This window comes from Capnocytophaga sp. oral taxon 902 (assembly GCF_013394735.1).
Classification (GTDB): Bacteria; Bacteroidota; Bacteroidia; order Flavobacteriales; family Flavobacteriaceae; genus Capnocytophaga; species Capnocytophaga ochracea.
Genome location: NZ_CP058261.1, coordinates 2452783 through 2477845, shown reverse-complemented (window position 1 = coordinate 2477845; position 25063 = coordinate 2452783). Strand labels below are relative to the sequence as shown.

General features: G+C 39.3%; 27 protein-coding genes and 1 pseudogene. 20 read left to right on the top strand and 8 right to left on the bottom strand.

Annotated elements, in window-relative coordinates; genetic code table 11:
- Positions 1 to 162: 162 nt before the first annotated feature.
- The 5 genes from HW278_RS10605 to HW278_RS10585 all read right to left on the bottom strand — a co-directional run bounded on the left by HW278_RS10605 (position 163) and on the right by HW278_RS10585 (position 5350).
- Positions 163 to 2916: a hypothetical protein gene (locus HW278_RS10605; protein ID WP_178977785.1), complete on the bottom strand. Its 2754-nt coding sequence runs from the start codon at positions 2914 to 2916 to the stop codon at positions 163 to 165.
- Positions 2917 to 3072: 156 nt separating this feature from the next.
- Complete coding sequence (rplI, locus tag HW278_RS10600) at positions 3073 to 3600, bottom strand: 50S ribosomal protein L9 (protein WP_178977784.1); 528 nt, start codon at positions 3598 to 3600, stop codon at positions 3073 to 3075.
- 17 nt (positions 3601 to 3617) lie between these two features.
- Positions 3618 to 3896, bottom strand: a complete 279-nt coding sequence (gene rpsR, locus HW278_RS10595; RefSeq protein ID WP_002671374.1) for a 30S ribosomal protein S18 — start codon at positions 3894 to 3896, stop codon at positions 3618 to 3620.
- Between the two features lie 4 nt (positions 3897 to 3900).
- Complete coding sequence (gene rpsF / locus HW278_RS10590) at positions 3901 to 4242, bottom strand: 30S ribosomal protein S6 (RefSeq protein WP_002671370.1); 342 nt, start codon at positions 4240 to 4242, stop codon at positions 3901 to 3903.
- A gap of 145 nt (positions 4243 to 4387) precedes the next feature.
- A complete protein-coding gene (locus HW278_RS10585) occupies positions 4388 to 5350 on the bottom strand; it encodes an SIS domain-containing protein (RefSeq protein WP_178977783.1) in 963 nt (320 codons plus the stop codon).
- Between the two features lie 793 nt (positions 5351 to 6143).
- On the opposite strand from HW278_RS10585, the gene HW278_RS10580 reads away from it, so the two are divergent.
- From HW278_RS10580 to ftsH, 7 genes are all read left to right on the top strand, one after another.
- Positions 6144 to 6827 (top strand): cell division ATP-binding protein FtsE, encoded by a 684-nt coding sequence (locus tag HW278_RS10580; RefSeq protein ID WP_009418270.1) that lies wholly within the window; start codon positions 6144 to 6146, stop codon positions 6825 to 6827.
- Between the two features lie 50 nt (positions 6828 to 6877).
- Positions 6878 to 7837 carry a D-2-hydroxyacid dehydrogenase gene (locus tag HW278_RS10575; protein ID WP_178977782.1) on the top strand — a complete coding sequence of 320 codons (960 nt, stop codon included), beginning with the start codon at positions 6878 to 6880 and terminating at the stop codon, positions 7835 to 7837.
- A 7-nt stretch (positions 7838 to 7844) separates the two neighbouring features.
- Positions 7845 to 8240 (top strand): DUF937 domain-containing protein, encoded by a 396-nt coding sequence (locus HW278_RS10570; RefSeq protein ID WP_178977781.1) that lies wholly within the window; start codon positions 7845 to 7847, stop codon positions 8238 to 8240.
- Positions 8241 to 8312: 72 nt separating this feature from the next.
- Positions 8313 to 8747, top strand: coding sequence for a nucleoside deaminase (locus HW278_RS10565; protein ID WP_034554431.1), 435 nt, complete (start codon positions 8313 to 8315; stop codon positions 8745 to 8747).
- Positions 8744 to 10609 (top strand): hypothetical protein, encoded by a 1866-nt coding sequence (locus tag HW278_RS10560; protein ID WP_178977780.1) that lies wholly within the window; start codon positions 8744 to 8746, stop codon positions 10607 to 10609. Before HW278_RS10565 ends, HW278_RS10560 begins: the two co-directional genes overlap by 4 nt.
- 528 nt (positions 10610 to 11137) lie before the next feature.
- Positions 11138 to 11509 (top strand): ribosome silencing factor, encoded by a 372-nt coding sequence (rsfS, locus tag HW278_RS10555; protein WP_002671325.1) that lies wholly within the window; start codon positions 11138 to 11140, stop codon positions 11507 to 11509.
- Positions 11510 to 11513: 4 nt separating this feature from the next.
- On the top strand, positions 11514 to 13469 hold the full coding sequence (gene ftsH, locus HW278_RS10550) for an ATP-dependent zinc metalloprotease FtsH (protein WP_009419393.1): 1956 nt from the start codon (positions 11514 to 11516) through the stop codon (positions 13467 to 13469).
- A gap of 51 nt (positions 13470 to 13520) precedes the next feature.
- Here ftsH and HW278_RS10545 read toward each other — a convergent pair whose 3' ends face one another.
- A complete protein-coding gene (locus HW278_RS10545; RefSeq protein ID WP_002671321.1) occupies positions 13521 to 14240 on the bottom strand; it encodes a carboxypeptidase-like regulatory domain-containing protein in 720 nt (239 codons plus the stop codon).
- An 18-nt stretch (positions 14241 to 14258) separates the two neighbouring features.
- Positions 14259 to 14900, bottom strand: coding sequence for an orotate phosphoribosyltransferase (pyrE, locus tag HW278_RS10540; protein ID WP_178977779.1), 642 nt, complete (start codon positions 14898 to 14900; stop codon positions 14259 to 14261).
- Positions 14901 to 14905: 5 nt separating this feature from the next.
- On the opposite strand from pyrE, the gene HW278_RS10535 reads away from it, so the two are divergent.
- From HW278_RS10535 to HW278_RS10510, 6 genes are all read left to right on the top strand, one after another.
- A complete protein-coding gene (locus tag HW278_RS10535; RefSeq protein WP_178977778.1) occupies positions 14906 to 15490 on the top strand; it encodes an NUDIX hydrolase in 585 nt (194 codons plus the stop codon).
- Between the two features lie 86 nt (positions 15491 to 15576).
- Positions 15577 to 15771 carry a hypothetical protein gene (locus HW278_RS10530; RefSeq protein ID WP_178977777.1) on the top strand — a complete coding sequence of 65 codons (195 nt, stop codon included), beginning with the start codon at positions 15577 to 15579 and terminating at the stop codon, positions 15769 to 15771.
- A 274-nt stretch (positions 15772 to 16045) separates the two neighbouring features.
- Positions 16046 to 16624: a Crp/Fnr family transcriptional regulator gene (locus tag HW278_RS10525; protein WP_178977776.1), complete on the top strand. Its 579-nt coding sequence runs from the start codon at positions 16046 to 16048 to the stop codon at positions 16622 to 16624.
- 97 nt (positions 16625 to 16721) lie between these two features.
- Entirely contained in the window at positions 16722 to 17111 is a 390-nt protein-coding gene (locus tag HW278_RS10520; protein WP_178977775.1) for a hypothetical protein, read from the top strand.
- Between the two features lie 222 nt (positions 17112 to 17333).
- Positions 17334 to 18113, top strand: a complete 780-nt coding sequence (locus HW278_RS10515; RefSeq protein ID WP_178977774.1) for a nuclear transport factor 2 family protein — start codon at positions 17334 to 17336, stop codon at positions 18111 to 18113.
- Positions 18114 to 18520: 407 nt separating this feature from the next.
- Complete coding sequence (locus tag HW278_RS10510; RefSeq protein WP_178977773.1) at positions 18521 to 18868, top strand: hypothetical protein; 348 nt, start codon at positions 18521 to 18523, stop codon at positions 18866 to 18868.
- 75 nt (positions 18869 to 18943) lie between these two features.
- On the opposite strand, the pseudogene HW278_RS12915 reads toward HW278_RS10510, so the two are convergent.
- Positions 18944 to 19021 (bottom strand): annotated as a pseudogene (locus HW278_RS12915) (sodium:proton antiporter); the annotation flags it as partial.
- A gap of 175 nt (positions 19022 to 19196) precedes the next feature.
- Between HW278_RS12915 and HW278_RS10505 the strand changes: the two are divergent.
- The 7 genes from HW278_RS10505 to HW278_RS10475 all read left to right on the top strand — a co-directional run bounded on the left by HW278_RS10505 (position 19197) and on the right by HW278_RS10475 (position 24883).
- The gene (locus HW278_RS10505; RefSeq protein WP_178977772.1) at positions 19197 to 19787 is read left to right on the top strand and encodes a Crp/Fnr family transcriptional regulator; all 591 of its coding nucleotides are present in this window, start codon (positions 19197 to 19199) and stop codon (positions 19785 to 19787) included.
- A gap of 133 nt (positions 19788 to 19920) precedes the next feature.
- On the top strand, positions 19921 to 20568 hold the full coding sequence (locus HW278_RS10500) for an NADPH-dependent F420 reductase (RefSeq protein ID WP_178977771.1): 648 nt from the start codon (positions 19921 to 19923) through the stop codon (positions 20566 to 20568).
- Positions 20569 to 20619: 51 nt separating this feature from the next.
- Positions 20620 to 21045: a YybH family protein gene (locus tag HW278_RS10495; protein ID WP_088595177.1), complete on the top strand. Its 426-nt coding sequence runs from the start codon at positions 20620 to 20622 to the stop codon at positions 21043 to 21045.
- Between the two features lie 116 nt (positions 21046 to 21161).
- On the top strand, positions 21162 to 22703 hold the full coding sequence (locus HW278_RS10490; protein WP_178977770.1) for a glycine betaine ABC transporter substrate-binding protein: 1542 nt from the start codon (positions 21162 to 21164) through the stop codon (positions 22701 to 22703).
- A complete protein-coding gene (locus HW278_RS10485) occupies positions 22700 to 23410 on the top strand; it encodes an ABC transporter ATP-binding protein (protein ID WP_178977769.1) in 711 nt (236 codons plus the stop codon). The genes HW278_RS10490 and HW278_RS10485 overlap by 4 nt, the downstream gene beginning before the upstream one ends.
- Positions 23411 to 23422: 12 nt before the next feature.
- Positions 23423 to 24382 (top strand): zinc-binding dehydrogenase, encoded by a 960-nt coding sequence (locus HW278_RS10480; protein ID WP_178977768.1) that lies wholly within the window; start codon positions 23423 to 23425, stop codon positions 24380 to 24382.
- A gap of 51 nt (positions 24383 to 24433) precedes the next feature.
- Positions 24434 to 24883 (top strand): hypothetical protein, encoded by a 450-nt coding sequence (locus HW278_RS10475; RefSeq protein ID WP_053580421.1) that lies wholly within the window; start codon positions 24434 to 24436, stop codon positions 24881 to 24883.
- The last annotated feature ends 180 nt before the right edge of the window (positions 24884 to 25063 follow it).

Below are 25063 nucleotides of genomic sequence, written 5' to 3'. Positions count from 1 at the left end.
GCGTCACCAAATTGATGACGCCTTAGTTTTTATTATTTATCTTATAATTATAATTGTTCTACAAATGGAATAGTTACTAACCAAAAGCCTTTAAGTAAAGTTTCGAGGTTGTTGAAAACTTCTAACATAAGTATAGTATTTTAAGATAAAAGGCAATATCTCTTAGCGAATTGTTTTGGGGTCTACCCCCATATTCACAATAGCTTGGCGAATATCAGCAAAAGTTTTGAGATTAGCCTTCCCTTTTACCAATTCGTAATTGGTTCCTTTTTTAAGGTAATTAATCAAGCTAGTCTGTCCTCCAAAGTAAGAAGGTTTAACTTGGTCAATAGAAGTACCATTTTTAAGTGCTGTAAAGAACATACTATATTGGTTCGCACGTTCCTCTATCTCTCTTCTACCTTGGTTAAATTCAAACATTACCACACTCCAATCATTGCCTTCCAAACGTTTTAAATTCATTTTCACTCTATCTACAACTTCTTCAGAACAAGCCTGTGAATTAAAGCGTTTCATATCTGTAACAAAGGTTTCTGTAAGCGATACATTTTTAGCGATAGGTCGAGTAGTATTTTCTCCTCGTTTCACTGTTTTAGGATCACGTGGCTCACTTATAGTTACAGGTCTTTCAGTATTGTGAGAAGGGGTAACTGTTTTAGGTGTTCTTCCTACTGTATTTTCATTTCTATTAACAACAGTTGCTTCAGGTCTGGTAGCAGGCTGTTCTTCTCTCTTAGGTCTTTCTACAGCTACTTCCACTTGGTCACGTGCTTTACTTTCTCTAATTATTCTTTGTAAATCTGTTTGATAAGACTTTAATTCAGAACTACCTCCTTTTAAATAAGGACGTAAAAGGCTATCTACTTGTTCGCCATTATAAGCAGAATAATCAAAATCCTTTAAGAAGTTTTCCCATACGGCTTTTTCAAACTCAGGTCGTAATTTATCTGTAAGGAAATTGCGCTTTTGAGCTTCTGCTATAAAAAGACTTCCCTTAGGGTCTGCGTGAGTTTCTTTCCAATTATTCACATCCAAAAGAAATGCCATTGCAGGCGAAATCAAATCTATTTTAAGAGTATCTTTGCTATTTGCTTCCACCATTTTAGCTAACTTATTGAGTTGTTCTTCACTTAATAACAAGGTGTCTTTCCCCTCTTCTTTGAAGCTAACAACCAATTTTGTCTCAGCGATAGGCAAGCTCTTTTTTAACCTAATATAAGAATCCTCAATCTCGTAAGTGCGCTCATCTATATTGGTTAAGAAGTGCATTTCGTCTATTTCACTCTCCGAATTGATTGCTACATAAGCCTTCACAGGATTTTTAAGCATCGGGAAAATAAACCAATAGCCTACACCTACTAATATTAAAACAAAAGCAACTGCCGAAGCAATCTTTATCCAAAACGCACGAGACTTAGTGTTCATCTCTATCGCTTCGCCTCGTTCAGTGGTAGCAACTCCTCTGTTTACTACTGATAAACCATTAGAAAACTCAGGACTCTCTGAGGCAATCATTTGTGGATTGTAAGCACCTTTAGCTCTATCAAAATTAACCTCTCCGCTCTTCGATATACTAATAACTCTTCCTGTATCTTGATTTTCAAATTCAAAATGGTATAAGTTCTCAGGTAAAACAATCTCTACAGGCGAATCACTGCGCAAGTTTTTACTGAATAGAATACCATTGATTTTTAGAGATACTGAAGTTATAGTGCTCGAAATAATCGTAAACTGATATTTCTCAAAAGGTACTGATAAGGCCACCCTATCATCTACCATATAGTTACTCTTGAAAACAATACCATTGTAACTAAGGTTGAATACATTACGTGCCTCATCTCCTTTTAGTAAAAAGTAATATCCCTTTGTATTAGAGTATAGCTTAGCTTTAAAAGTCGTACTCTCTAATGATAAGAACGAAATGTATTTCTCAAACTCTCGTTGAGGAGTTTCCACGTACACCTTAAACTCTTTTGGAGCAAACGGAATTAAATCAAAAGTATAATTGTTTTGTACTTTCTTGATATAACCTCTTTTTATTGCTTTCTTAATCGTATCGTGATAAGAGAACATCTCGTGGTATCTAGATTTTTCAAGAAGCACTTCAATAGTATCATCGTCCGAGAAGACTTCGTTCATATAGGTAGCTCCCACGTCTTTACCATTCTTCATAAAAGCTAATATCTTAATATTAGCATTAGAAGGCACAAACCGAGAAGCTCCACTACTTCCTCCTGCATAGGTTGTTTGGAAAGTAGAGGTACTTGTTCTAGGTATCGCGTATTCTGGAAAGAGAAAGTCAATACTATAAGCTCGGGGGTCTTCCACGAATTCTTTACGCAAGAACACAAGGTCTTGGTATTTCTCAAACTCAGGACGGTAAGGCATATTGAAGTACTTATCTACCTCATAAATATCCATATAAGGGAAAACCTTAGGCATATAGCTTTGGTCTAATGCGAAAGAAGCCGTTACTGGTTCCTCTACCAACTGCTTTTCATACCCTCTCAGAAGATTAAAATATGGGAATATATCCTCTTTTTCATTGAGTAACGGAATATTGTTCTCGTAATTGATATGCTCTGCAAAGTACATATCCATTAACAAGTTCAATACTTGTCGTACCCCTCTCCATTGTAAAAAATGTGGTATATACAATGAAATGGCTATATACACACCGCTCTGTCCATTCACTTCTTTTGAGGAACGGTATTGTGTGTATATCTTGTAACTATTGCTAAACTGCAATGTGTAAAAATCTACACGCGGGGTGTGTATGCGTATAAAGGCACTGATATCTTTCAATCTGTCCTTTACTTCTTGCAGCTGAAAGTTAACTCCTTGTGAGGCTAACACCTTGCATCCCTGCTTGTAACCCCATATTGTTAGACCTATTGTATTAATTTTGGATTCCATAGTATTTTTTGAGATTCTGCTAAAATTGGTACAAAAGTACACATTATTTTTAATATACAAAAATTTTATTGTAAAAAAAATACCTACAAAGGCAAATTTCCCTTATAGGTATCAAAAATTATAATTGATATGAACTATTTAAATCCTTATAATTTATTAGTTTCCAGCAGGTTGCTCAGTAGCAATTTCCGCTTTGAGCTCTTCAGCCTTTTCTGCAGGTTTTGCCTCTACTTTTGCTACTTCTGCTACAATTTCAAATGGAAAATCAACAATTACTTCACGGTGTAAACGGATAGAAGCATTGTATTTCCCAGCACGTTTGAGAGTGTTACCAGCGATAGAAATAAATTTCTTATCAATATCGTGACCCGCTTTGGCTAATTCTTGTGCCAAATCACCATTATTAATTGACCCAAAAAGCTTATCTCCAGCACCTACTTTGGCAATAATTTTTACCACCAATGACGAAAGTGCTTGAGCTGTTTTCTTAGCCTCATCAATAATGTGTTGCTCTTTGTAAGCTTTCTGTTTTAAATTTTCAGCTAATACCTTTTTTGCTGAGGGAGTAGCCAAAATTGCAAATCCTTGCGGAATGAGGTAATTACGTCCGTAGCCGTTCTTTACTGTAACGACATCGTCCTTAAAACCTAAATTATGTACGTCTTGTTTTAGTATAATTTCCATAGTTTCTACTCCTGTTATTATTTTAATAAATCGGCTACATAAGGCATTAATGCCAAGTGGCGTGCTCTCTTCACAGCGGTAGCCACCTTGCGTTGGAACTTCAATGAAGTACCTGTAAGACGACGAGGTAACAACTTACCTTGTTCGTTTACAAACTTCAAGAGGAAGTCAGCATCTTTGTAATCAATGTATTTAATACCTGATTTTTTAAAACGACAATATTTCTTTTGTTTTGAAGTGTCGATGTTTAGCGGAGTAAGATATTTGATATCTCCTTTTTTTTGTTCTACTGCCATTTTCTTACGCTTTTTTAGTGTTTAACTTTGCTCTTCTCTTTTCAGCCCACTCAATGGCGTGCTTATCTAATTTCACAGTCAAGTAACGCATCACGCGCTCATCACGACGGAATTCCAATTCAAAAGCATCAATTACTTCACCAGCTACTTTAAACTCGAAGAGGTGGTAAAATCCGCTTTTCTTGTTCTGGATTGGGTAAGCTAATTTCTTCAAGCCCCAATTCTCTTTTGCTACAAATTCTGCACCCCTTGAAGTAAGAAAATTCTCAAACTTTTCTACTGCTTCCTTTATCTGTGTATCAGATAAAACGGGATTCAAAATGAAAACAGTTTCGTATTGATTCATAAATAAAATGATTAATTTTTAATTCGAGGTGCAAAAGTACTACAATTATTTTACCTGACCAAATAATCTGCAATATTTTTTAGAAAATAATATCCAAATACCTGACAATGAATAATTATCACAACTCCCTCACCTTTCTTAAAATCTATATTAAACCTTCTTGTATCAAATTATGCAAGTGTATAATCCCCTCGTATTGCCCTTCACGCGTTACCAATAACTGCGTAATTTTATTCTTCTCCATTAGGTGTAACGCATCAATAGCCAAACTCTCCAAGTCAATCGTCTTAGGGTTAGCACTCATTATATCTTTAGCCACCAATCCCTTTATACTATCCGTTTTACTGAGCATTCTGCGGATATCCCCATCAGTCACTACCCCCACAATTCGTCCATTATCAATCACAGCAGCTACCCCCAACATCTTTTCCGATATTTCCACAATCACCTTCTTAATATCAGTATTCGGAGCCACTTCGGGTTTTTGGTTGTGCACTACAATGTCAGCCACTTTCAAATACAAGCGTTTCCCTAATGCTCCACCGGGGTGATATTTAGCAAAATCACTGCTACCAAAATGCTTCATTTCAAGCAAACACACCGCTAAGGCATCACCCAAAACCAACTGAGCGGTAGTGCTAGTCGTCGGAGCTAAGTTATTAGGGCAAGCCTCTTTCTCTACGTAAGCATAAAGCACACTATTAGCCTGTTGGGCTAAAACCGAATTTCTGTTAGAAGTAATCGCTATCAATTTGTTATTACCGCGCTTGAGCAATGGTACCAATACTTTTATTTCGGGCGTATTACCACTTTTTGAAATGCATATCACCACATCGTCCTGTTGTATGATGCCCAAGTCACCGTGAATCGCATCAGCAGCGTGCATAAAGATAGCAGGTGTACCGGTAGAATTCATTGTCGCCACTATTTTATTAGCAATAATAGCACTCTTCCCGATACCCGTAATCACCACACGCCCCTTCGATTGCAGTATATACTCAATCGATTTAGTAAAATCGTCATCTATATAGTCTACTAATTTAGCAACAGCCTGAGCTTCTTCACTGATAGTTTGTTTGGCAATGGTTATAATTTCTTCTGTTTTCATTCTCAATAAATTGTTTTGCGTGAGGCAAAAGTAATACTTTTTTTGTTCATATAAAAACACCATTCGCTTTTTTGCTTTCTAACAAACATCTTTTCTATACAATTAAAACGCTTTATTCACTCGCTTTTTGCGGTACTCTCTTGGCTAAAAAGAACTGTTTGTCGTGCTACAACCTTCTGTATAAGATGAAATCTTGAATAGCCATTTTACAAGGCACATCCTTGATTTTGCTTTAAATTTGAAATCAATTTTGTTTAATTTCTGAGGTAAAGCCTCACTTCTCTACTTCAAACTCACATTATCTACTATCCCCACATACTTTGCCAAAGTTTGAGATTCTGGCAAAGTTGAAATCACCTTCGCCCTCCTATGCACTTTTCTCTTTAACCCTTTCGTTTCTCCTCTCTTCTTCCTTCGCTTAATTAACACTTTTTAACTCTTCACCCTTCGCTCTTAATCCCTCATTCTTAACTACTTATATACCCTTTCTATACCAATCGTCCAAGATTCGTATAAGCTTCCTATAAGCTTTCTATAAGCTAACTATACCATAACCCTATCTTCGATACTTTCCGATTCTCTCCGAGACTTTCCGATATTTTATTTATCACTCAATAAATCCTCTTTACCTTATCATATTTTATTCACATACCCAACTATTATTGGGTCTACTATCTATATTTTACCTCCTTTTTTCACTTTTTTCTCCAAAAAATTTCCATTATCCAAATAATTTTTCTACTTTTGCAGGAATTTTGTAAGGTAAAATAGTTGCCTTACTGAACTTATATCAATGGAAGAACCAGTATTAGATTTAAAAGAAGTATCAGTATATCAGAAGAATACCCTCATTCTCTCCAATGTAAATCTCACCATTGGGAAAGGTGAATTAGTGTACCTTATCGGCAAAACAGGGTCAGGAAAGAGTAGCTTAATCAAGTTGCTCTACGGCGATTTGCCCCTTACCAAAGGACAAGGAAAAGTCGTAGGTTTCAACCTAAATAAACTCACCGAAGACGAAATCCCTCTGCTCCGCCGTAAACTGGGAGTCGTATTCCAAGATTTCAAACTGCTTACCGATAGAAGCGTGCACGATAATCTCGCTTTTGTGCTGAAAGCTACCGGATGGACTGATAAAGCAAAAATACAACAACGCATAGAAGAGGTACTTGCAAAAGTAAAAATGCAGAATACAGGTTTTAAGTTCCCTCACGAGCTATCAGGAGGCGAACAACAACGCATAGCTATCGCACGTGCCTTGCTCAACAACCCCGAACTCATCTTAGCCGATGAACCCACAGGTAACTTAGATCCCGAGACCAGTGTAGAAGTAATGCAAGTTCTCAAAGAAATCAACGCCTCAGGACGAACCATACTTATGGCAACTCACGACTATGCCCTCATTCTCAAGTTCCCTTCCAAAACCCTAAAATGCGATGGCGAACGCATCTTTGAGGTTGTACAGAGAAGGGTATAATTGAAATTGGCAATTTGCTAATTCACTAATTTACTAATTAAATTAATATAATGGCGATAAAGATACTTGCAAACGATGGAATTTCCGATTCAGGAAAAGAAGCGTTAGAAAAAGAAGGTTTTGAAGTTATCACTACTAAGGTAGCTCAAAACCAATTGATAGACTATATAAACAAACACGCAATCGATGTGCTCTTAGTGCGTTCGGCTACACAAGTGCGAAAAGATATCATCGATGGCTGTCCGTCACTCAAACTCATCGGTAGAGGAGGCGTAGGAATGGACAATATAGATGTGGCACACGCCAAAAGCAAAAACCTACACGTGATTAATACCCCAGCCTCTTCGGCTAATTCGGTAGCCGAGCTCGTTTTTGCTCACCTTTTCAGTGGCGTACGCTTTCTACACGATGCCAACCGCAATATGCCTTTGGAAGGTGACACTCAGTTTAACGAACTCAAAAAAAACTATAACAATGGCGCCGAATTGCGCGGTAAAACCATAGGCATTATAGGGTTCGGGCGTAGCGGACAAGCGGTAGCTCGCATTGCTATCGGTTTAGGTATGAACGTAATGGCTTACGACCCCAAAGTATCTGAGGCAGTAATAACCCTCGACTTTTTCGACGGACAAACCTTGCCTTTCACTATCAAAACCGTAGAAAAAGAACACCTACTGGCAAAAGCTGATTTTATCACTCTCAACAACAGCCCAGCAGAAGGAGGTTATATACTCGATGCAAAAGAGTTTGCCTTGATGAAAGATGGTGTAGGAGTCATCAATTTAGCACGTGGAGGCGCTTTAAATGAAGTAGCCCTTATAGAAGCCTTAGATAGTGGCAAAGTAGCTTTCGCAGGTTTAGATGTATTTGAAAACGAACCCAACCCCGCTATACAAGTGTTAATGCACCCTCAGGTATCGCTTACCCCACACATAGGGGCAGCTACTAACGAAGCTCAGAACCGTATAGGCTTTGAGTTAGCCTCACAAATTATAACCTTATTTAAATAATTATTATATGGCAGGAATGTTAGATTTTTTAGGAGGTGATAACCTTCAACAACTCGTAAAAGGATTGAGCGAGAAAACAGGTATCGGTAGCGATAAAGTAAGCTCGGTAATGGATTCACTCAAATCGATGCTCGGCAAAGCCGAAGGTAGTGAGATTTTAAACAAACTCACTGGAGACGGGCAATCGTCTACCTTAAAAGCTATCAGTGAGAAAACAGGTGTTTCATTGGATAATGTAAGCAAGATTTTCCAAAACTTAACCCCAATGATATCCAACTTTTTATCAGGCAAAGGAGGTAACATCAGTGAAATGATGAACTCTTTCTTCGACAAAAACAAAGACGGAAATGTAATGGATAATATTATGGGAGGTATTGGCAACCTCTTTGGCGGTAATAAATAATTACCTTATAACCGTATTTTTAACATTACTTTGGCAAAGTTTTTGTACTTTGCCAAAGTAATTTTTATTTCAATGAATACTGACGAATACTTTATGCAAAAGGCTTTAGAAGAAGCACAATTAGCTTTCGAGGAAGACGAGATTCCCGTAGGAGCCATTATCACCATTGATAACAGAATTATCGCCAAAGCCCATAACCTTACCGAGCGCCTCAACGATGTGACAGCACACGCCGAAATGCAAGCCATTACTATGGCAGCTCACTATTTGGGAGGTAAATACCTCACAGGTTGCACTATGTACCTCACGTTAGAGCCTTGTGCAATGTGTGCAGGTGCTTTGTATTGGAGTCAATTATCGCGTTTAGTCTATGCTGCCCCCGATACCCATAGAGGTTACAGCGTAATGGGGGGCAAACTACACCCAAAAACCGAAGTAGTTACCGGCATTTTAAGCCAGGAAGCTACGGCCTTATTAAAACAGTTCTTTCAGCAAAAAAGGAAATGAGAAAAACCTTTACTCTTATAGCACTCTTTCTCTTGGGAATGAATTATCTTCTTTCTCAAGAAATAGATACTTTAAAGGTAAAAGACTCGCTATTAGAAGGCATTTCACCTGAAAGAGAAGCTAAAAACAGAGTATTTTATGAGAGAATCAGAAACTTCTTTAGCAAATATAAGCTCACTAAAAATCTCAATAACTTTATTATAATTGAGGAAAAGACATACGAAGGTACAAGCACCTCTACCGTTACTCCTAAAAAAGCCCCTTCTTATCAAGGGAAAATCATTAGAAATATCGTTATTACTACCTTAGACCCTTTTGGGTTTGACGAGAAAGATTTAAGCAAAGTACCTAACACTCGTTTGGAGCGTTTTGGTAATGCACTTCACGTGAAAACCCGCGAAAGCACGGTACGAAAGTTTCTTCTGTTTAAAAAAGACAAGCCCTTAGACACCCTTTTGCTGAGTGAAACCGAACGTGTATTGCGCAATCAGCGGTATATCCGTAGGGCACAAGTGTGTGCTATCCCTGTGAGTCAAACCTCCGATTCAGTAGATGTGCAAGTGAATGTGCTCGATAGCTGGTCTATATACGTCGACGGCGACTTGGCAGGCAGTAGAGGCTGGACACGACTTACCGAGCAAAATCTCTTTGGGATAGGACACGAACTCTCGCTCACCTATCAACAATACTTTTCAGGAATCGGGAACAATGGCAAAGGTTTTAACTATGTGGTGAGGAACATCAAAAACACTTACATCAATGTGCGAACCGGTTATTATTCCGATTACGAGAACTATTTTTCAAAGAGCATACAGGTAGAGCGACCACTGTATTCACCTTTGGCACGCTGGTCGGGGCGCTTAGGTTATTACGAATACCGATATGAAGACGAAGGTATTAGTTATCGCGACTCTATCTATATTCCTATCCTAATGACACGCACCTTCGATGCTTTTGGTAGTTGGGTAAAGCCCCTCAAAAAAGTAGAAAATAAGCGCATCAATAACTTTATCATAGCTGGGCGTTTTCGCAATATAAATTATTACGAGAAACCTTCTCCCGAGATAGACCCCGAGCAATATTACGGCAACGAGAACCTATATCTCACTCAATTCAGTCTCAATAGTACAGGCTTTGTGAAAGACCGCTATATATTTCGCAACGGCGATATCGAGGACGTAGGAATAGGACGCTCTTTGTTTCTCACCTCAGGGATACTGCGGAAGAACTACGCTACTTTGTCCTATCTCGGTATAGGCTTTGCTGAAGCAAACTATACCAAGCGAGGTTACCATTCTATCAATTTTGAGGTAGGCACTTTCTTCAAGGACGGCACGAACAAAGAAACTGTGCTAAAAGGTGAAGGTACCTATTTCAGTAAATTGTTCGACATAGGCGATTGGCATTTTCGTCAGTTCTTGCGTTCCTCATTTGTAGTAGGTTTTAACCGAAATGTATACCAGCGAGACAGGATCAACTTAAATGAATCTAATGGTATCTTAGGCTTTAGTAGTCGTGAAGTATACGGCACACGCAAACTTATTCTCACCTCACAAACGCAAGTATATGCTCCTTTTCAGCTGATAGGTTTTAGGTTTAGCCCGTTTCTCTCAGCCGATATAGGTTTTATAGGTAGGGAAAACACTGCCTTTCTAAAAACAGAAGTATACTCTAAGGTTTCCATAGGTTTTTATATCTCCAACGACTATTTTCCCTTTGGAGCCATACAATTCTCCTTTGGGTATTATCCTAATATCCCAGGTACAGGTAACAATATCTTCAAATTTACAGGCGTTACCAACGACGATTTCAGGCTACACAGCTTTTCTCAACGCTTGCCTAATATCGTATCGTTTAGATAACTTCGCCTTACCTTCGTTCATTGTTCGTTCATCATTCGTTCATCATTCGTTCTTTCTTCATTCATTGTTCGTTCATTGTTCGTTCATTGTTCGTTTATTGTTCGTTTATTGTTCGTCTTTTCTTCGTTCATTGTTCGTCTTTCCTTCGTTCATCATTCGTCATTTCTTCGTCTATCGTTCGTCTTTTCTTCGTTCATTGTTCGTTTTTCCTTCATTCATCTGCCCGTGCAACTCATACCGTCTTTTATTCGTCTTAGCTTCAAATAGCCTTTGATTTTCAATCTTATTCCCCTTCTCTAAAAACTTTTCACCCTTCATTTCTCATTTGCTAATTATCAAATTTACTAATTTACTAATTACACCTGCTCGTGCGGCTCGCACCTCCGCATTTTTAACTACGTGACAAAATGTCTGAAACTAACTGACAGAAGAATAATGGCAATGTTTTTGCTTTTCTAAAAGGAATGTTTTATCTTTGCGCGCTTTCAAGAGAGATACAACAAGTTTAAACTGTAAAAATAAAGAACATTGAATAAGGAAATATCATCAAATCAGCTTATTAGTAATATTATAGCTGGTATAGAAAAAGTAAAAGGAACCGATATTACCATTATGGATTTGCGCGAGGTAGAGAATACCGTGTGCGATTATTTTATTTTGTGCAATGGGTCTTCTAATACCCAAGTGTCGGCTATCTCTGGTGCTATCCAAAAGGTAGTGAGTCAAGCCGAAGGTCATCAACACCCGTGGCACGTAGAAGGTGAAGCTAATGCCGAGTGGGTACTCATCGATTATGTGGATGTAGTGGTGCATATCTTCCAAACAAAAATACGTGAGCATTACGACCTCGAAGGACTTTGGGGAGACGCTAAAATTATCAACTTAGAAACTAACTATTAAAAATATGTCGGACAATAAAAGCAACGGGTCTCGTTTTTCAGCCTATTGGTTATATGCCATATTACTGCTGATACTTATAGGTTTTAATTATTATTCAGGAGCCAGTTTTTGGTCACAACCCAAAGAGATTCCGCAATCTAAATTTGAGGAATACCTTAGCAATGGTGATGTATCCAAAATCATCATCTTAAACCATAAAGAAGCTAATGTATATCTCACCCCCGATGCTCTTAAAAAAGAAGAGCACAAAGAGGTAAAACCTACGGGAAATACTTTTATGCAAGGTGCTAACGCAGGCGACGTACCCCAATACCGTTTTGAATTAGGCGATTTGAGTAATTTCGAAAACCGATTCGACCAAATTGTAAAAGATAACAATCTCAGCACTACTCGTGAGAACAAAACCCAGCAAAATATCTTCGGCGATTTGCTGTTCTCTATTTTGCCTTTTATAGTTATCATAGGCTTATGGATTTACGTAATGCGCCGTATGGCAGGAGGCGGAGGAGCTGGTGGTATCTTCAGCATTGGCAAATCTAAGGCGCGTGTATTCGATGAAAAGAAAGAAACGCGTGTAACTTTTCAAGATGTAGCAGGCTTAGAGGGAGCAAAAGAAGAAGTACAAGAGATTGTAGACTTCCTCAAAAACCCCGATAAATACACTTCATTAGGAGGTAAAATACCGCGTGGAGCCCTATTAGTAGGTCCTCCTGGTACAGGTAAAACTCTTCTTGCGAAAGCTGTAGCAGGTGAAGCCCAAGTACCTTTCTTCTCACTCTCTGGTTCTGACTTTGTAGAGATGTTCGTAGGGGTAGGTGCCTCTCGTGTGCGCGACCTTTTCAAACAAGCTAAAGAAAAGTCTCCTTGTATTATCTTTATTGATGAAATTGATGCTATAGGTCGTGCTCGTGGTAAAAATGTAATGACGGGAGCTAATGATGAGCGTGAGAATACTCTCAACCAACTCCTTACCGAGATGGACGGTTTTGGTTCACATACTAATGTTATCGTATTGGCAGCTACTAACCGCGCTGATATCCTCGATAAAGCACTAATGCGCGCAGGACGTTTCGACCGTCAGATTTATGTGGAGCTTCCTAACTTAAATGAGCGCAAACAGATATTTGAAGTACATTTGCGTCCTATCAAAACAGCAGAAACATTAGATATAGACTTCTTAGCAAAACAGACCCCAGGATTCTCTGGTGCTGATATTGCTAATGTATGTAATGAAGCTGCTCTTATTGCAGCACGTAAAGGTAAAACAGCGGTAAGCAAACAAGAATTCCTTGATGCAGTGGATAGAATTGTAGGTGGTTTGGAGAAGAAAACTAAAATCCTTACTCCCGAAGAACGCAAGACAATAGCCTTCCACGAAGCAGGTCACGCTACTGTAAGTTGGCTCTTAGAACACGCCGCACCACTTGTAAAAGTAACTATCGTGCCTCGCGGACAGTCGTTAGGCGCAGCTTGGTATTTGCCAGAAGAACGCCAAATAGTGCGTACTGAACAGATACTCGATGAAATGTGTGCTGCCCTTGGCGGTAGAGCTGCAGAGAAAGTGATATTCGATAAGATTTCTACAGGTGCTCTCAGCGACCTTGAGAAGGTAACCAAACAAGCGCGTGCAATGGTAACCATTTATGGGCTTAATGATAAGATAGGTAACCTTACTTATTACGATTCAGCCCAAGCCGATTATAGTTTTACCAAACCTTATAGTGAGAAAACAGCGCACCTAATAGATGAAGAGATTTCTAAGATTATAGAAGAACAATATCAGCGTGCTATTGATATTCTCACCGAGAATAAGGATAAACTTACTACTTTGGCAAACTTGCTCTTAGAACGTGAAGTAATCTTCCGCGAAGATCTTGAAAATATCTTTGGTAAGCGCAAGTTTAAAGACCCACACGATATTATTGAGGAGGAAGATAAATCCTCAGAAGTTGTATCGTAATTACAATAAAAAAGATGTATCAAAGAGAGTTTGATACATCTTTTTTATTCTTTATTTTTCTGCTTTTGCTAATCTTTGGTACTCACCCCACGCTTCTATAAGCATAAACTCCATTTGCTTATTTTCCTTCTTCCTTACAAGATCGTGGAACTCGGTTCTCTCCATTACATAATAGGCTAAAACGTCTATTTCCTCTTCGTTTAGTTTGAGTTCTTTTTGTAGAAAGACTTTCATATTTTCACGTATATAGTTAGCGACAGCTAAGTTCTGTTCATTAGCTACAATTTTCTTTAAGAGCTTCTTTCGTCCACTTATAGTATTAATGAGTAAATCAATGCTTAATAAATTTCCTCCTGCACTATGAGTAGCACTATACAACCGTTTTTCAGCAAAAGTACGCTCTACAGGAGTATGTTGTAAAATACCTAACCTTTGAGCAGAAACCCCTTGATATTTTGATACTTCAACCTCATCAAGCTGATTGACCTGTTCTTTCATCTGTATTAAAACTCCTCCGAAACCAAAATCAGCTTTTGTAAGAGTGCGATAAACAGTTTGCATTCCTACAAAAGTAATTTGCAAAGTATTACGTTCACTTGCTTTCAGTGTAAAATAACCATTGGCATCAGTAGTAGTAACAGCATTGGTATAAAGATTCATCACGTGCGCTCCTGACAAAGGTATTGTATCACGCACCACTCTACCACGCACTTGTTTTTGTGCAAAGACTCCTACACTAAAAAACAACCATATAATTGTTAGATATTTCATAAAATTGCTATGAATATTTTACTGTTTCCAAGTATCCGGACTTTTGCGCCATTGCTGGAGCATCTCTAAATCTTCTTTTTTGATACGACCAAAAAGTAAGGCTTTTTCTAATAGACTGGCGTAATCGCCAGCAGTGTAAAGCGGTACCTTTTCCTCGGTAAAACGCTCATTGGCTACATCAAAATTGTAAGAGAAAAGGGCTATCATTCCCAATACCTCAGCACCACTATCGCGTAGGGCTTTTACCGCATTAAGGCTACTCATTCCGGTACTTATCAGGTCTTCTACCACTACTACCTTTTGTTCAGGGCGCAAAAAACCTTCAATTTGGTTTTGTCTGCCGTGTTTTTTAGGTTCAGGACGCACATACACGAAAGGCAATTGGAGTGCATTAGCTACCAACATACCAATACCAATAGCCCCCGTAGCTACCCCTGCAATAACTTGTACTTCGGGAAATTTCTCTTTTACACCTCTTGCCAATACGCTTGCAAAGTACGAACGAACCTCTGGAAATGAGAGAATTATACGGTTATCGCAATAAATTGGTGACTTCCAACCGCTCGCCCAAGTAAAATAATTTTCAGAATTCAATTTAATTGCGTTAATTTGCAATAAAAATTCAGCGGTATTTTGTGCCGTAATACTATCTAAAATCATAGGTTATGTATGAAATATTTTTAGACGAAAAGTCGATTATTTTGACAAATGTACGAGAAAATATTGAGAACGTCAAATGTTTTCCAATAAAAGATGTTACTCTTGAGGTTATCTTGGAGGAACTCAAGCGAAAAGAGGTAGAAAAAATCTACTTATATCACCCTAAGGAAGAAAAACTTATGAAGAAATTTAAGCAACTTATTCCTACCATAAAAGCAGGGGGTGGCATTGTGTATAATCAAGATGGAAAAGTACTGATGATTAAGCGTCACGGCAAGTGGGATTTGCCCAAAGGAAAGAAAGAAAAGGGCGAAAATATCGCTACTTGTGCTTTGCGTGAGGTAGAGGAAGAAACAGGTGTTAAAAAACTGCTTATCCAGCGCTTCCGAATGATTACTTATCACATATTCAAACGCGATGGGCAATATTTTTTGAAAGAGACCTATTGGTATGATATGACTACTACCTTTAAGAAGAAATTGGTACCTCAAACCGAAGAAGATATAGAAAAAGCGTGTTGGAAAGACGAGGCAGAGGTACGAGAGTTGGTGAAGGATTCGTATAAGAATATTCAGAAGCTATTCAATTAGCAAAGAATCTCTCTCACAAGCTGGTGCGAGCAAAACGCTCGTGTCCTTTTTATTACTACCTACACCGAAGCTAAACCGAATCTTCAGTGGTTCTTCAGTGGTTCTTCAGTGGTTCTTCAGTGGTTCTTCAGTGGTTCTTCAGTGGCTCTACAGTGGCTCTACAGTGGCTCTACAGTGGCTCTACAGTGGCTCTACAGTGGCTCTACAGTGGCTCTACCCAGAACACTAAGCGAAGTTATAGCGAATACCACTGGAATACAATCACTATATCAAACAGTTAATTGTTAATGGTTAGTTGAAAATTTATCCTTACCTTTGTATCACTAATCTAAATCCTAAAACCTAACCTCTAAACTCTAAGTAAACTATGGCGAAAACAAAAAACAACTGCCTAACAAAAGGGCTTTCGGGAAAAGTCGGTAACCAATTTTTCTTTCGTAAAGTGCGGAATAAGACTACCAACTAAGAGTAAAAGACAATTTCTATATGGTAAAATAATAACATCACACACAATTTTGGCATCTTTGCGTCATTTAATTTTATTAATCAATTTTTATGACTTTACAACAACACTTTGCTAAATACATTTTTGGAGAAACCGAACAAATAGAAGCCCTTTGTGCGCTTTTTAGTGAGCATACTCTTAAAAAGAAAGAATATCTTTTGCGAGAAGGAGAAACTTGTAAGTTTGAGGCTTTTATCACCAAAGGACTTTTGCGCACTTACCATATCGACCGCAATGGGAATGAGCAAGTGCTTTTCTTTGGCGCTGAAGACTGGTGGGTAACCGATTTTGATAGCTTTATGCACCAAACGCCCTCTCGGCTCTATATCCAAGCCTTAGAAGATAGCGAACTACTCATCATCACTCCCGAAGACAAACGCTATGCTTTTGAGCATATTCCTATTACCGAGCGACTTTTTAGACTGATGACCCTCCGCACCCATATCGCTCTACAGCGCCGTATGATTGATGCCCTTAGCAAAACCGCCGAAGAGCGTTACCACGACTTCCTGAGCCAATATCCACACATTGCTCACCGGCTTACTAATATACAAATAGCAGCTTATCTGGGCGTTACCCACGAGTTTGTAAGCAAAATTAGAAAAAGAATTAGCAAATTTACCAATTAGCAAATTGCTTGTGCATCTCGCACTTATTGAACTACTTCAATGCAAAACCCCTCATCACTGCCATACCTTTGCACCGTGAAATAAACGTTGTAAAAGTATGGCAGTTTTTATATTAATACTCGGCATTATTCTCTTTAGTGTACTCTTTCGCAAACGCGAAGAGCACTGGCTTCCTTTTGGTAAAGACCATATTTTGCGAAAATTCAAGCAAGGCGGTCGTACCTTTATTTATGAACAAGCCTCTTTTGGAGCTTCGCAAGAAACCGTGTATTACCTTTTTCAGTTGGTGTATGAACTCACTAAGCGCAAAGGTTTTTCGCAGTACAAATACGACCTATACGACTTTTCGTATAACATCTTTTGTTATGAAGAAACAACCCTAAAAATATTCCGCTACAAAACCTATATCTATCTTATTCGCTGTACCGAGCCTATAAGTATTGAAGAGTTTGAAAGAATAAACCCGTATGTTAAATTAGAAAATTAATATGATGTTAGAAAAGCGTGTATAATAAAAAAGAAATAAGTTTTTCTATATATTTTGCACTTATTGAACTAGTTCAATGTTTTTCGCCCCTAACCCGCCGTACCTTTGCACCCGAAATAGAATGAGAAAATTAGCAGATTAGCAAATTAGAAAATTGCTTGTGCGACTCGCACCAACAACACTCAAAACAGTAATAATCAAGAAAATCAAAAAACAGAAGAAATGATGACACAGAAATCTCAAAAACAACAAGTAACCGAGCTTTTAAAAGCTATTGAAACAGGTGCCGCTGAGCCCGTAGGCTATATAAATGCCGAGCATTACAAACAACACAACCTCGCCATTGCCGATGGTTTGGCTGGTTTCGGGGCTGCCTTACAAGCACTACCTGCTGGCTCTGCCCGCGTGAATACCGTGCGTGTATTTCAAGATGGCGACTATGTATTTGCCCACACCGATTACAACTTCTTTGGCGATAAGATAGGCTTTGATATTTTCCGCTTCGAGAATGGCAAAATCGTAGAACACTGGGACAACTTACAAGAAAAACCTACCCAACCTAACCCCAGCGGTCGCACAATGACTGATGGTACTACTGAAGTAAAAGATTTGGATAAGACTGAAAGTAATAAAACCCTTGTCCGCAACTTTGTAGAGGATATTTTGGTAAATGGCAAAATGGAAAAGCTCGCAGGGTATTTCGATGGCGACAATTATTTGCAACACAATCCGCAAATACCTGATAACCTTTCAGGTTTGGGCAGTGCGTTGCAGGCTATGGCTAAGCAAGGTATCACGATGAAGTACGACACCATTCACAAAGTACTGGGCGAAGGCAACTTTGTACTTGTAGTAAGCGAAGGACATTTGGGCGGTGTACATTCTTCATTCTACGACCTTTTCCGCGTAGAGAACGGCAAAATAGCAGAACATTGGGATACTATCGAGCCTATTGCTAAAAAAGAAACGTGGCAAAACCAAAACGGCAAGTTTGGGTTTTAGTTGTTAAATAATAGCTATTAGTGGTTAGTTTTCAGTTGTTAGCAAGCGACTAAAAACTAACCACTTTTTTAATGTTCAGGTGTTAGGAATAGAGAAATCTTGTGTTGGTTTCTAATTACTAAATTCTAAGTCATTTGTAGTATATTTTTTCTATAAATAGAGTTTTTATACTTTTAGGTTGGATAAGGGGTAAGTATAGGTATAGGTATAGCGTGAGTATACTATGGGTATAGGTGAGGGGTGGGAGAAAATCTTCTGTTTGTACTATTGTAGAAAAAGATGTATCTTTGCCCCTATTTTGTCTCTTTTATTAATTTATTTTTATGACTTTACAACAACATTTTGCTAAATATATTTTTGGAGAAACCGAACAAATAGACATATCAGCTAATTAACAAATTAACATTATGACCTCAGACGAATTTGCAAAGAATTTTTATATTGAAAAACTAGAGTTTTTAAAGTCGTGCTTTCAGGTACAACCAGACTATCCTTCAGCTGTAAATACCAAAATAAAAAAAATGGCACTGAGCAGTACTCAAAAAGAACAATTAGAAGAAGTGATTGACCTGTTGTTAAACGATGTGTTTTACAGCGTGCTATTAGGCTTAGACGGTGAATGCCCCATAGGCAACATACAGCAAGTTTATAGTATATACGATGAAGAAGAGTGTCTTATTTCTGATTGCGGGGAATTGGAAGTGAGTGCTTACGAATACTTTCACGGAGGCAAATACGAAAAAGAAACTGATTAATATAAAACAATATGTTCTGAGGGTACGAGCGACACGCTCGCGCCTGCAAGACAAATTGGCAAATCGGCAAATTAACTAATTCATCTCCCATTTTTCTTCTTCTAAATTCAACTGTCGGTGGAAATTGCGTATTTGCTCTTCATCAATACAGGGTACAAAAATAACAAAAAATACTTTTAACCCATAAGCGATAAGTTTTTTTTGTATCTTTGCACGCTATACAACACAACAAATTACCTCTTAACTCTTACCTAAATAAGGATTGAGGGCGTCAATCAATCCTGTAAAAACTCTGTTATATTTTCCTTTACCTGAACAAATGAATACTATGGAACCCTATATCACCCCAATTATCAATCATTTTGAGAAGATTATTCCGCTTAACGCCGAAGAGAAAGCCTATGTAACTGAGGCTTTTCAGCCACGTTTGTACCGCAAGAAGCAATACATATTGCAGGAAGGCGATGTGTGTCACGTGCTCAATTTTGTAGTGAGCGGTTGCCTACGGATGTACACCATCAATGAGAAAGGTACCCAGCATATTGTACATTTCGCACCTGAAAACGAGTGGATATCGAACCTAATGAGCCTCTATAAAGAGACACCTTCAGAGTTTAGTATCGATGCCCTCGAAAATACTACTGTACTACAGATAAAACGAGAGGATTTATTTCAACTCTACGGCTATTCGCCTAAGTTTAACCGCATCTTCCGCGTGTTGATAGAAGAAGCCTATGCCCAACTCCAACAACGCTTCCTATTGAGTATCAGTGCTTCGGCACAAGAAAAATATCGTTACTTCACCCAAGCCTATCCTCACCTACTACAACGACTACCACAAACGCAAATCGCTGCTTTTTTGGGGATTACTCCTGTATCGCTTAGCAACGTAAAAGCTGAATTGCTAAGAAATGGATAACTTCCTGCCATGCTACTATCTGCCCGTACGGCTCGTACTTAAAATAGTTTAAGGGTATTTCTTAAAATACTTTATTACTTTCGCCTGCCGTATTGCCGTACCTTTGCACCAGAATTTTAAACATATTATCACAATGAAAAACGCAGAAAAAATTGCCGTTATAGGCTTAGGAAACATTGGTAAGGCAGTAGCCGAAAACCTTAACAAATCAGGTCGCAAATTTATAGTAGCAGGTAGAGATACTGCCAAAGTGCAAGAAGTAGCTAAAGCTTGGCAAAACGCACAAGTAGCCGACATCGCTACTGCGGTAAAAGAAGCCGACATCGTAATCCCCGCTATTTATTTTCCTCTTGTTACTGACTTCTTGAAAGAACACGCTGAGGCACTCAAAGGAAAAGTAATTGTAGATGTATCTAACCCTATTGCTCCCGATGAAAACGGAGGCTTTAAGAAAGTAATTGCTGCTGAAGCCTCAGCAGGTGAAATCAACGCCTCACACTTGCCACAAGGAGCACACTTGGTAAAAGCCTTAGGTACCCTATTGGCAGGATCGCTCAGTGCTGAAGCCTTTACCACTCCACGCAAGGTGCTCTTCTATGCTACCGATGAGGTAAGTATCAACCCAGTGGTAGAGCAACTTATCAAAGATACAGGTTTTGAACCCGTACGTGTAGGAGGTCTCAACCAGTCTATCCGTTTAGAGGTATTCGGCGACCTAAACGAAGCAGGAGCTGTAGGCAAACCCGTTACCTTAGAAGAAGCAAGACAATTGGTTAAATAGTCGATTTGCTAATTTGCCGATGAGTTAATTAACAATTAATATTTTACAAAAATGAAGAAAGTATTTTTATTTATCGCCGTGATGATAGGGCTTAGTGCAACTGCCCAATCAAAAGAACAAAAAGCTGTTGAAGGAGTTATAAATACTTATTTTCAAGCACTTAACGCCTCTGATGCTACTAAAATAGTGTCATTATTTACCTCTGATGCCGAGCTATTGGCTCCGCAAGCCCCTACAGCTGTAGGTAGTGAGCAGATTTTAGGTACTTATCAATATGTATTTCAAAATCTTAAGCTCAATTTGAAGGTAACTATCGACAAGGTAACCCTACTTAAAGACTATGCTATCGTAACTTCTACCTCAGCAGGTACAGCTAACGGAGCAGAAGTAACGGGTGGTTATCGCGAGACTTTTGTATTGCGCAAAGACAAAGGCGCTTGGAAGATAGCAAGGTATATGTACAATACCCCACAATAAAACAGAATCTTTTTCAACCATTTAATTAGCCAATGTGTCGATAACACATTGGCTAATTGGCTAATTATTTTTATCTTTGCACTATTATCACATTGGCAAATTAACACATCAACACATTGGTAAATTTTATCACTCTTCTTCGTGAGGAAGCACCGTTCTTCCTGCACCTGACTGCTGAGCATTTACTTATCTCGCTCTTGGCAATTGTTATCGCAACGTTTATAGGGGTGCTATTGGGGATTTTTATCAGCGAGTACCGCAAGTATGCCGTTTGGCTCTTGGGGGCTGTGAATGTGCTCTATACTATCCCTTCTATCGCTTTATTGGGTTTCTTTATCACTATTACGGGGGTAGGGAACCTCACGGCTCTTATTGCTCTAATACTCTATGCTTTACTGCCTATTATCCGCAGTACTTATACGGGCATTACCCAAATCAATCCGCTGATTGTAGAAGCTGCAGAGGCAATGGGTAGCACCCGCAGGCAACTGCTTTGGAAAATCAAAATCCCTTTAGCCCTGCCTGTACTGATGTCGGGTATTCGCAATATGGTAACGATGACCATTGCGCTGGCAGGGATTGCCTCATTTGTAGGTGCCGGAGGCTTGGGTGTGGCTATCTATAGAGGTATCACTACCAATAACAGTGCGATGACCCTCATAGGCAGTGTGCTGATTGCGCTCTTGGCTTTAGATTTTGATTTTCTTTTGGCAAAAGTAGAGCAACGATTGGTGCACCGTGAAGTTGCCTATAAGCGCAATCCGCTAAAGCTGGTAGGGATAGGAGTATTGGCTTTACTCATCACTCTCTTCTTTGTGCTTTCGCCAAAAAAGACGAAAGATATTCATATCGCTACTAAACCGATGACTGAGAGCTATTTGCTGGGGCAGATGCTTTCTTTACTTATTGAACAAGACACGGGGCTTTCGGTGCGACTGACCAATGGTGTAGGGGGTGGCACTTCTAACATTCACCCAGCAATGTTGCGCGGAGACTTTGATATGTACCCCGAGTACACCGGCACCGCGTGGGAAGCAGTACTCAAACGCAAAGACCCTTACAACGAAAACAAGTTTGCCGACTTAGAAACTGCCTATAAAAAGCAATACGGATTGGAATGGGCTAACCTATATGGCTTCAACAATACTTATAGCTTGGCAGTGAGCAAGGAAATGGCTCAAAAATACCAGCTCAAAACCTTTACTGACTTGGCTAAGGTGAGCGAGCGACTTATCTTTGGGGCTGAATATGATTTCTTCGAGCGCGAAGACGGCTACAAGCAACTGCAAGAAGTCTATGGTATGCACTTTGGTAAAGTAATCGATATGGACATCGGACTGAAATACCAAGCGATGCGCGATAAGAAGATTGATGCTATGGTAGTATTCACTACCGACGGACAACTTTCTATCAGTGAGGTGGTGGTACTGCAAGACGACCGTAATATGTACCCCTCCTACAAGGCAGGTACGGTAATACGCACCGAGCTACTGACCACCTACCCCACCCTGCGCACTACTTTGGCAAAGCTGAACCAGCTAATAGACAATACTACGATGGCGCACCTCAACTTCTTAGTAGAAACTGAAAGAAAACGACCTGAAGAAGTTGCTAAAAACTATCTGCTACAAAAAGGACTTTTAGACCCACAACGATGATTACTTTTTCTCATATACACAAAAATTATAATGGTAAGGAAATTATTGCTGACTTCAATCTCACCATTGAAAGCGGCACTTTCCTCACCATCATAGGCACTTCGGGCTCTGGTAAAACCACCGTACTAAAAATGATTAACGGATTGGTATTACCCGACAAGGGCGAAATATACATTGATGGCAAGAATATTTTGGAGGAAGACCTCATTGCCTTACGCCGTAACATAGGTTATGTAATTCAAGGGAATATCCTCTTCCCGCACCTCACTGTTGCTGAGAATATAGCTTATGTACTCCGTCTGAAAAACTACTCTAAAACCGACATCACACACATTGTAACCGAAAAACTACAACAGGTAAACCTTGACCCTGAACTCGCCAACCGATTCCCACATCAGCTTTCGGGCGGACAGCAGCAGCGGGTAGGTATTGCAAGAGCCTTAGCGGCAAGCCCTTCAATCATCTTAATGGACGAGCCTTTTGGAGCGTTAGACATCATTACCCGTCAGCAGCTACAGCGAGAGCTCAAAGTGCTGCATCAGCTCTCAGGGGATACTATCGTATTTGTCACTCACGACATAGCCGAAGCCTTAACACTTGGTACCAAAGTATTGGTGTTGGACAAGGGTGTTATTCAGCAATACGACACCCCCAAAATGATTAAACAACACCCTGCCAATGAATTTGTAAGACAATTAGTTAATTAGTAATTTATAAAAATGAAAGCAATCGTTATTTACAAAGCGGGCGATGCCCAACAATTACAGTTAGAAGAACGCCCTATCCCTACACTCAAAGAGGGGTGGACGTTAGTTAAAATCAAAGGTTTCGGCATCAACCGTTCCGAGATATTCACGCGGCAAGGACACTCACCCTCTGTCGTTTTCCCGCGTATCTTAGGCATTGAGTGTGTAGGGGTAGTGGAAGCTACTACCTGTCCTACTTTGCAAAAAGGGCAGACTGTTGTTTCGCTAATGGGTGAAATGGGCAGGGCTTTTGACGGTAGTTATGCCGAGTATACCCTCTTGCCCAATACACAGGTATATCCTATAACCACCTCACTAAGTTGGGACGACCTTGCTGCGGTACCCGAAACCTATTACACTGCTTTTGGCTCTATGCAGAATCTACAAATCAAACCCACCGATACCGTACTGGTGCGTGCTGCTGCCAGTGGGGTAGGCATTGCTTTTTTACGATTGGTAAAAGCTCAATACCCTACGCTGAGGGTAGTAGGTTCTATCAGAGGTAATAATACTGAGAAAGCAGCTGTACTCTTGGGGTTGGGTTACGATGCTATTATCGCCGATAATGATAACGTTTTGGCTACCGATGAGTGTTTTGATAAAATATTAGAGTTGGTGGGACCTGCAAGTATTAAGGATTCATTTGCCCATATAAAAGAATATGGCATCATCTGTGCTACAGGACTTTTAGGCGGTAAGTGGTATTTAGAAGACTTTGACCCTACTCGCGACCTCCTGTACAATGCCTATCTTACCACTTTCTATTCAGGCAGTGTAAATGCCGAAAAGATTACCCAGTTATTTGCTTATATTGACGAACACAATGTACCTGTTGCTCCCGAGAAAGTATTTGCCTTAGAAGAAATAGTTGCTGCTCATCAATATGTTGAAAGCAGTGCAGGTTATGGCAAAGTAGTAGTACGCATTAACTAATTTGCTAATTATTTTTGTATCTTTGCCCCTAAATCATCAAATACAAATCCAATGAAAAAGATTTTTTTATTCTGTTTAGCCCTTGTGGGCTTTGTAGCTACAGCACAAACCTACGAATTTAAAGTAGTAACCGCTGTAGAATCGGTTATACCTTCTGGTATGGGGCGTTCGCGCTTGATTTCGGCTAACGATGAACGCAATTACAAAGATTTTACCACCACCCGCTCCGAAGACGGCGATGAACGCAACAAAAGTGACCGTGATGAGATTCGTGTCAAAGGTTTTGACGAAACCAAATTGCTGAACTTCTTTAACATCGGGGGGATTCGCTTTCAGAATATCGCTGCCAACGATGCCCTTATCACTTCCAAACTCAATGCAATGAGTGAAGAAGGATGGGAGCTCGCCTTTGTTACCAGTGGTGTAGAAAGTAATTCAGGTAAAGACGATTCTACAGGGCTTTTTATCACCCGCTTTGTTTTCAAACGATTGAAAAAGTAGTCTTCAAAATTAGTAAACGTAAAATTGTCAATTTCGTGAAAATTTATCTTCCACATTACCCAGCAGCGCCAACTCGCTGGTTTTGTGGAAGATTAAAATACTTTGCTGTTTTTTAAATAATTACTTACGTTGAACTCTCATTATTTATCACAGAGTCATTTCAAATGGATAACTATATAG

Bases quoted from the DNA above. Each gene is read 5' to 3' on its own strand.
- HW278_RS10580 (WP_009418270.1), top strand. From the start codon at position 6,144: ATGGAAGAACCAGTATTAGATTTAAAAGAAGTATCAGTATATCAGAAG.
- rpsR (WP_002671374.1), bottom strand. From the start codon at position 3,896: ATGGCAGTAGAACAAAAAAAAGGAGATATCAAATATCTTACTCCGCTA.
- ftsH (WP_009419393.1), top strand. From the start codon at position 11,514: ATGTCGGACAATAAAAGCAACGGGTCTCGTTTTTCAGCCTATTGGTTA.
- HW278_RS10495 (WP_088595177.1), top strand. From the start codon at position 20,620: ATGAAGAAAGTATTTTTATTTATCGCCGTGATGATAGGGCTTAGTGCA.
- HW278_RS10525 (WP_178977776.1), top strand. From the start codon at position 16,046: ATGACTTTACAACAACACTTTGCTAAATACATTTTTGGAGAAACCGAA.
- rpsF (WP_002671370.1), bottom strand. From the start codon at position 4,242: ATGAATCAATACGAAACTGTTTTCATTTTGAATCCCGTTTTATCTGAT.
- HW278_RS10515 (WP_178977774.1), top strand. From the start codon at position 17,334: ATGATGACACAGAAATCTCAAAAACAACAAGTAACCGAGCTTTTAAAA.
- HW278_RS10535 (WP_178977778.1), top strand. From the start codon at position 14,906: ATGTATGAAATATTTTTAGACGAAAAGTCGATTATTTTGACAAATGTA.
- HW278_RS10505 (WP_178977772.1), top strand. From the start codon at position 19,197: ATGGAACCCTATATCACCCCAATTATCAATCATTTTGAGAAGATTATT.
- HW278_RS10510 (WP_178977773.1), top strand. From the start codon at position 18,521: ATGACCTCAGACGAATTTGCAAAGAATTTTTATATTGAAAAACTAGAG.
- HW278_RS10570 (WP_178977781.1), top strand. From the start codon at position 7,845: ATGGCAGGAATGTTAGATTTTTTAGGAGGTGATAACCTTCAACAACTC.
- HW278_RS10605 (WP_178977785.1), bottom strand. From the start codon at position 2,916: ATGGAATCCAAAATTAATACAATAGGTCTAACAATATGGGGTTACAAG.
- HW278_RS10520 (WP_178977775.1), top strand. From the start codon at position 16,722: ATGGCAGTTTTTATATTAATACTCGGCATTATTCTCTTTAGTGTACTC.
- HW278_RS10475 (WP_053580421.1), top strand. From the start codon at position 24,434: ATGAAAAAGATTTTTTTATTCTGTTTAGCCCTTGTGGGCTTTGTAGCT.
- HW278_RS10575 (WP_178977782.1), top strand. From the start codon at position 6,878: ATGGCGATAAAGATACTTGCAAACGATGGAATTTCCGATTCAGGAAAA.
- pyrE (WP_178977779.1), bottom strand. From the start codon at position 14,900: ATGATTTTAGATAGTATTACGGCACAAAATACCGCTGAATTTTTATTG.
- HW278_RS10480 (WP_178977768.1), top strand. From the start codon at position 23,423: ATGAAAGCAATCGTTATTTACAAAGCGGGCGATGCCCAACAATTACAG.
- rplI (WP_178977784.1), bottom strand. From the start codon at position 3,600: ATGGAAATTATACTAAAACAAGACGTACATAATTTAGGTTTTAAGGAC.
- HW278_RS10500 (WP_178977771.1), top strand. From the start codon at position 19,921: ATGAAAAACGCAGAAAAAATTGCCGTTATAGGCTTAGGAAACATTGGT.
- HW278_RS10565 (WP_034554431.1), top strand. From the start codon at position 8,313: ATGAATACTGACGAATACTTTATGCAAAAGGCTTTAGAAGAAGCACAA.
- HW278_RS10485 (WP_178977769.1), top strand. From the start codon at position 22,700: ATGATTACTTTTTCTCATATACACAAAAATTATAATGGTAAGGAAATT.
- HW278_RS10560 (WP_178977780.1), top strand. From the start codon at position 8,744: ATGAGAAAAACCTTTACTCTTATAGCACTCTTTCTCTTGGGAATGAAT.
- HW278_RS10545 (WP_002671321.1), bottom strand. From the start codon at position 14,240: ATGAAATATCTAACAATTATATGGTTGTTTTTTAGTGTAGGAGTCTTT.
- HW278_RS10585 (WP_178977783.1), bottom strand. From the start codon at position 5,350: ATGAAAACAGAAGAAATTATAACCATTGCCAAACAAACTATCAGTGAA.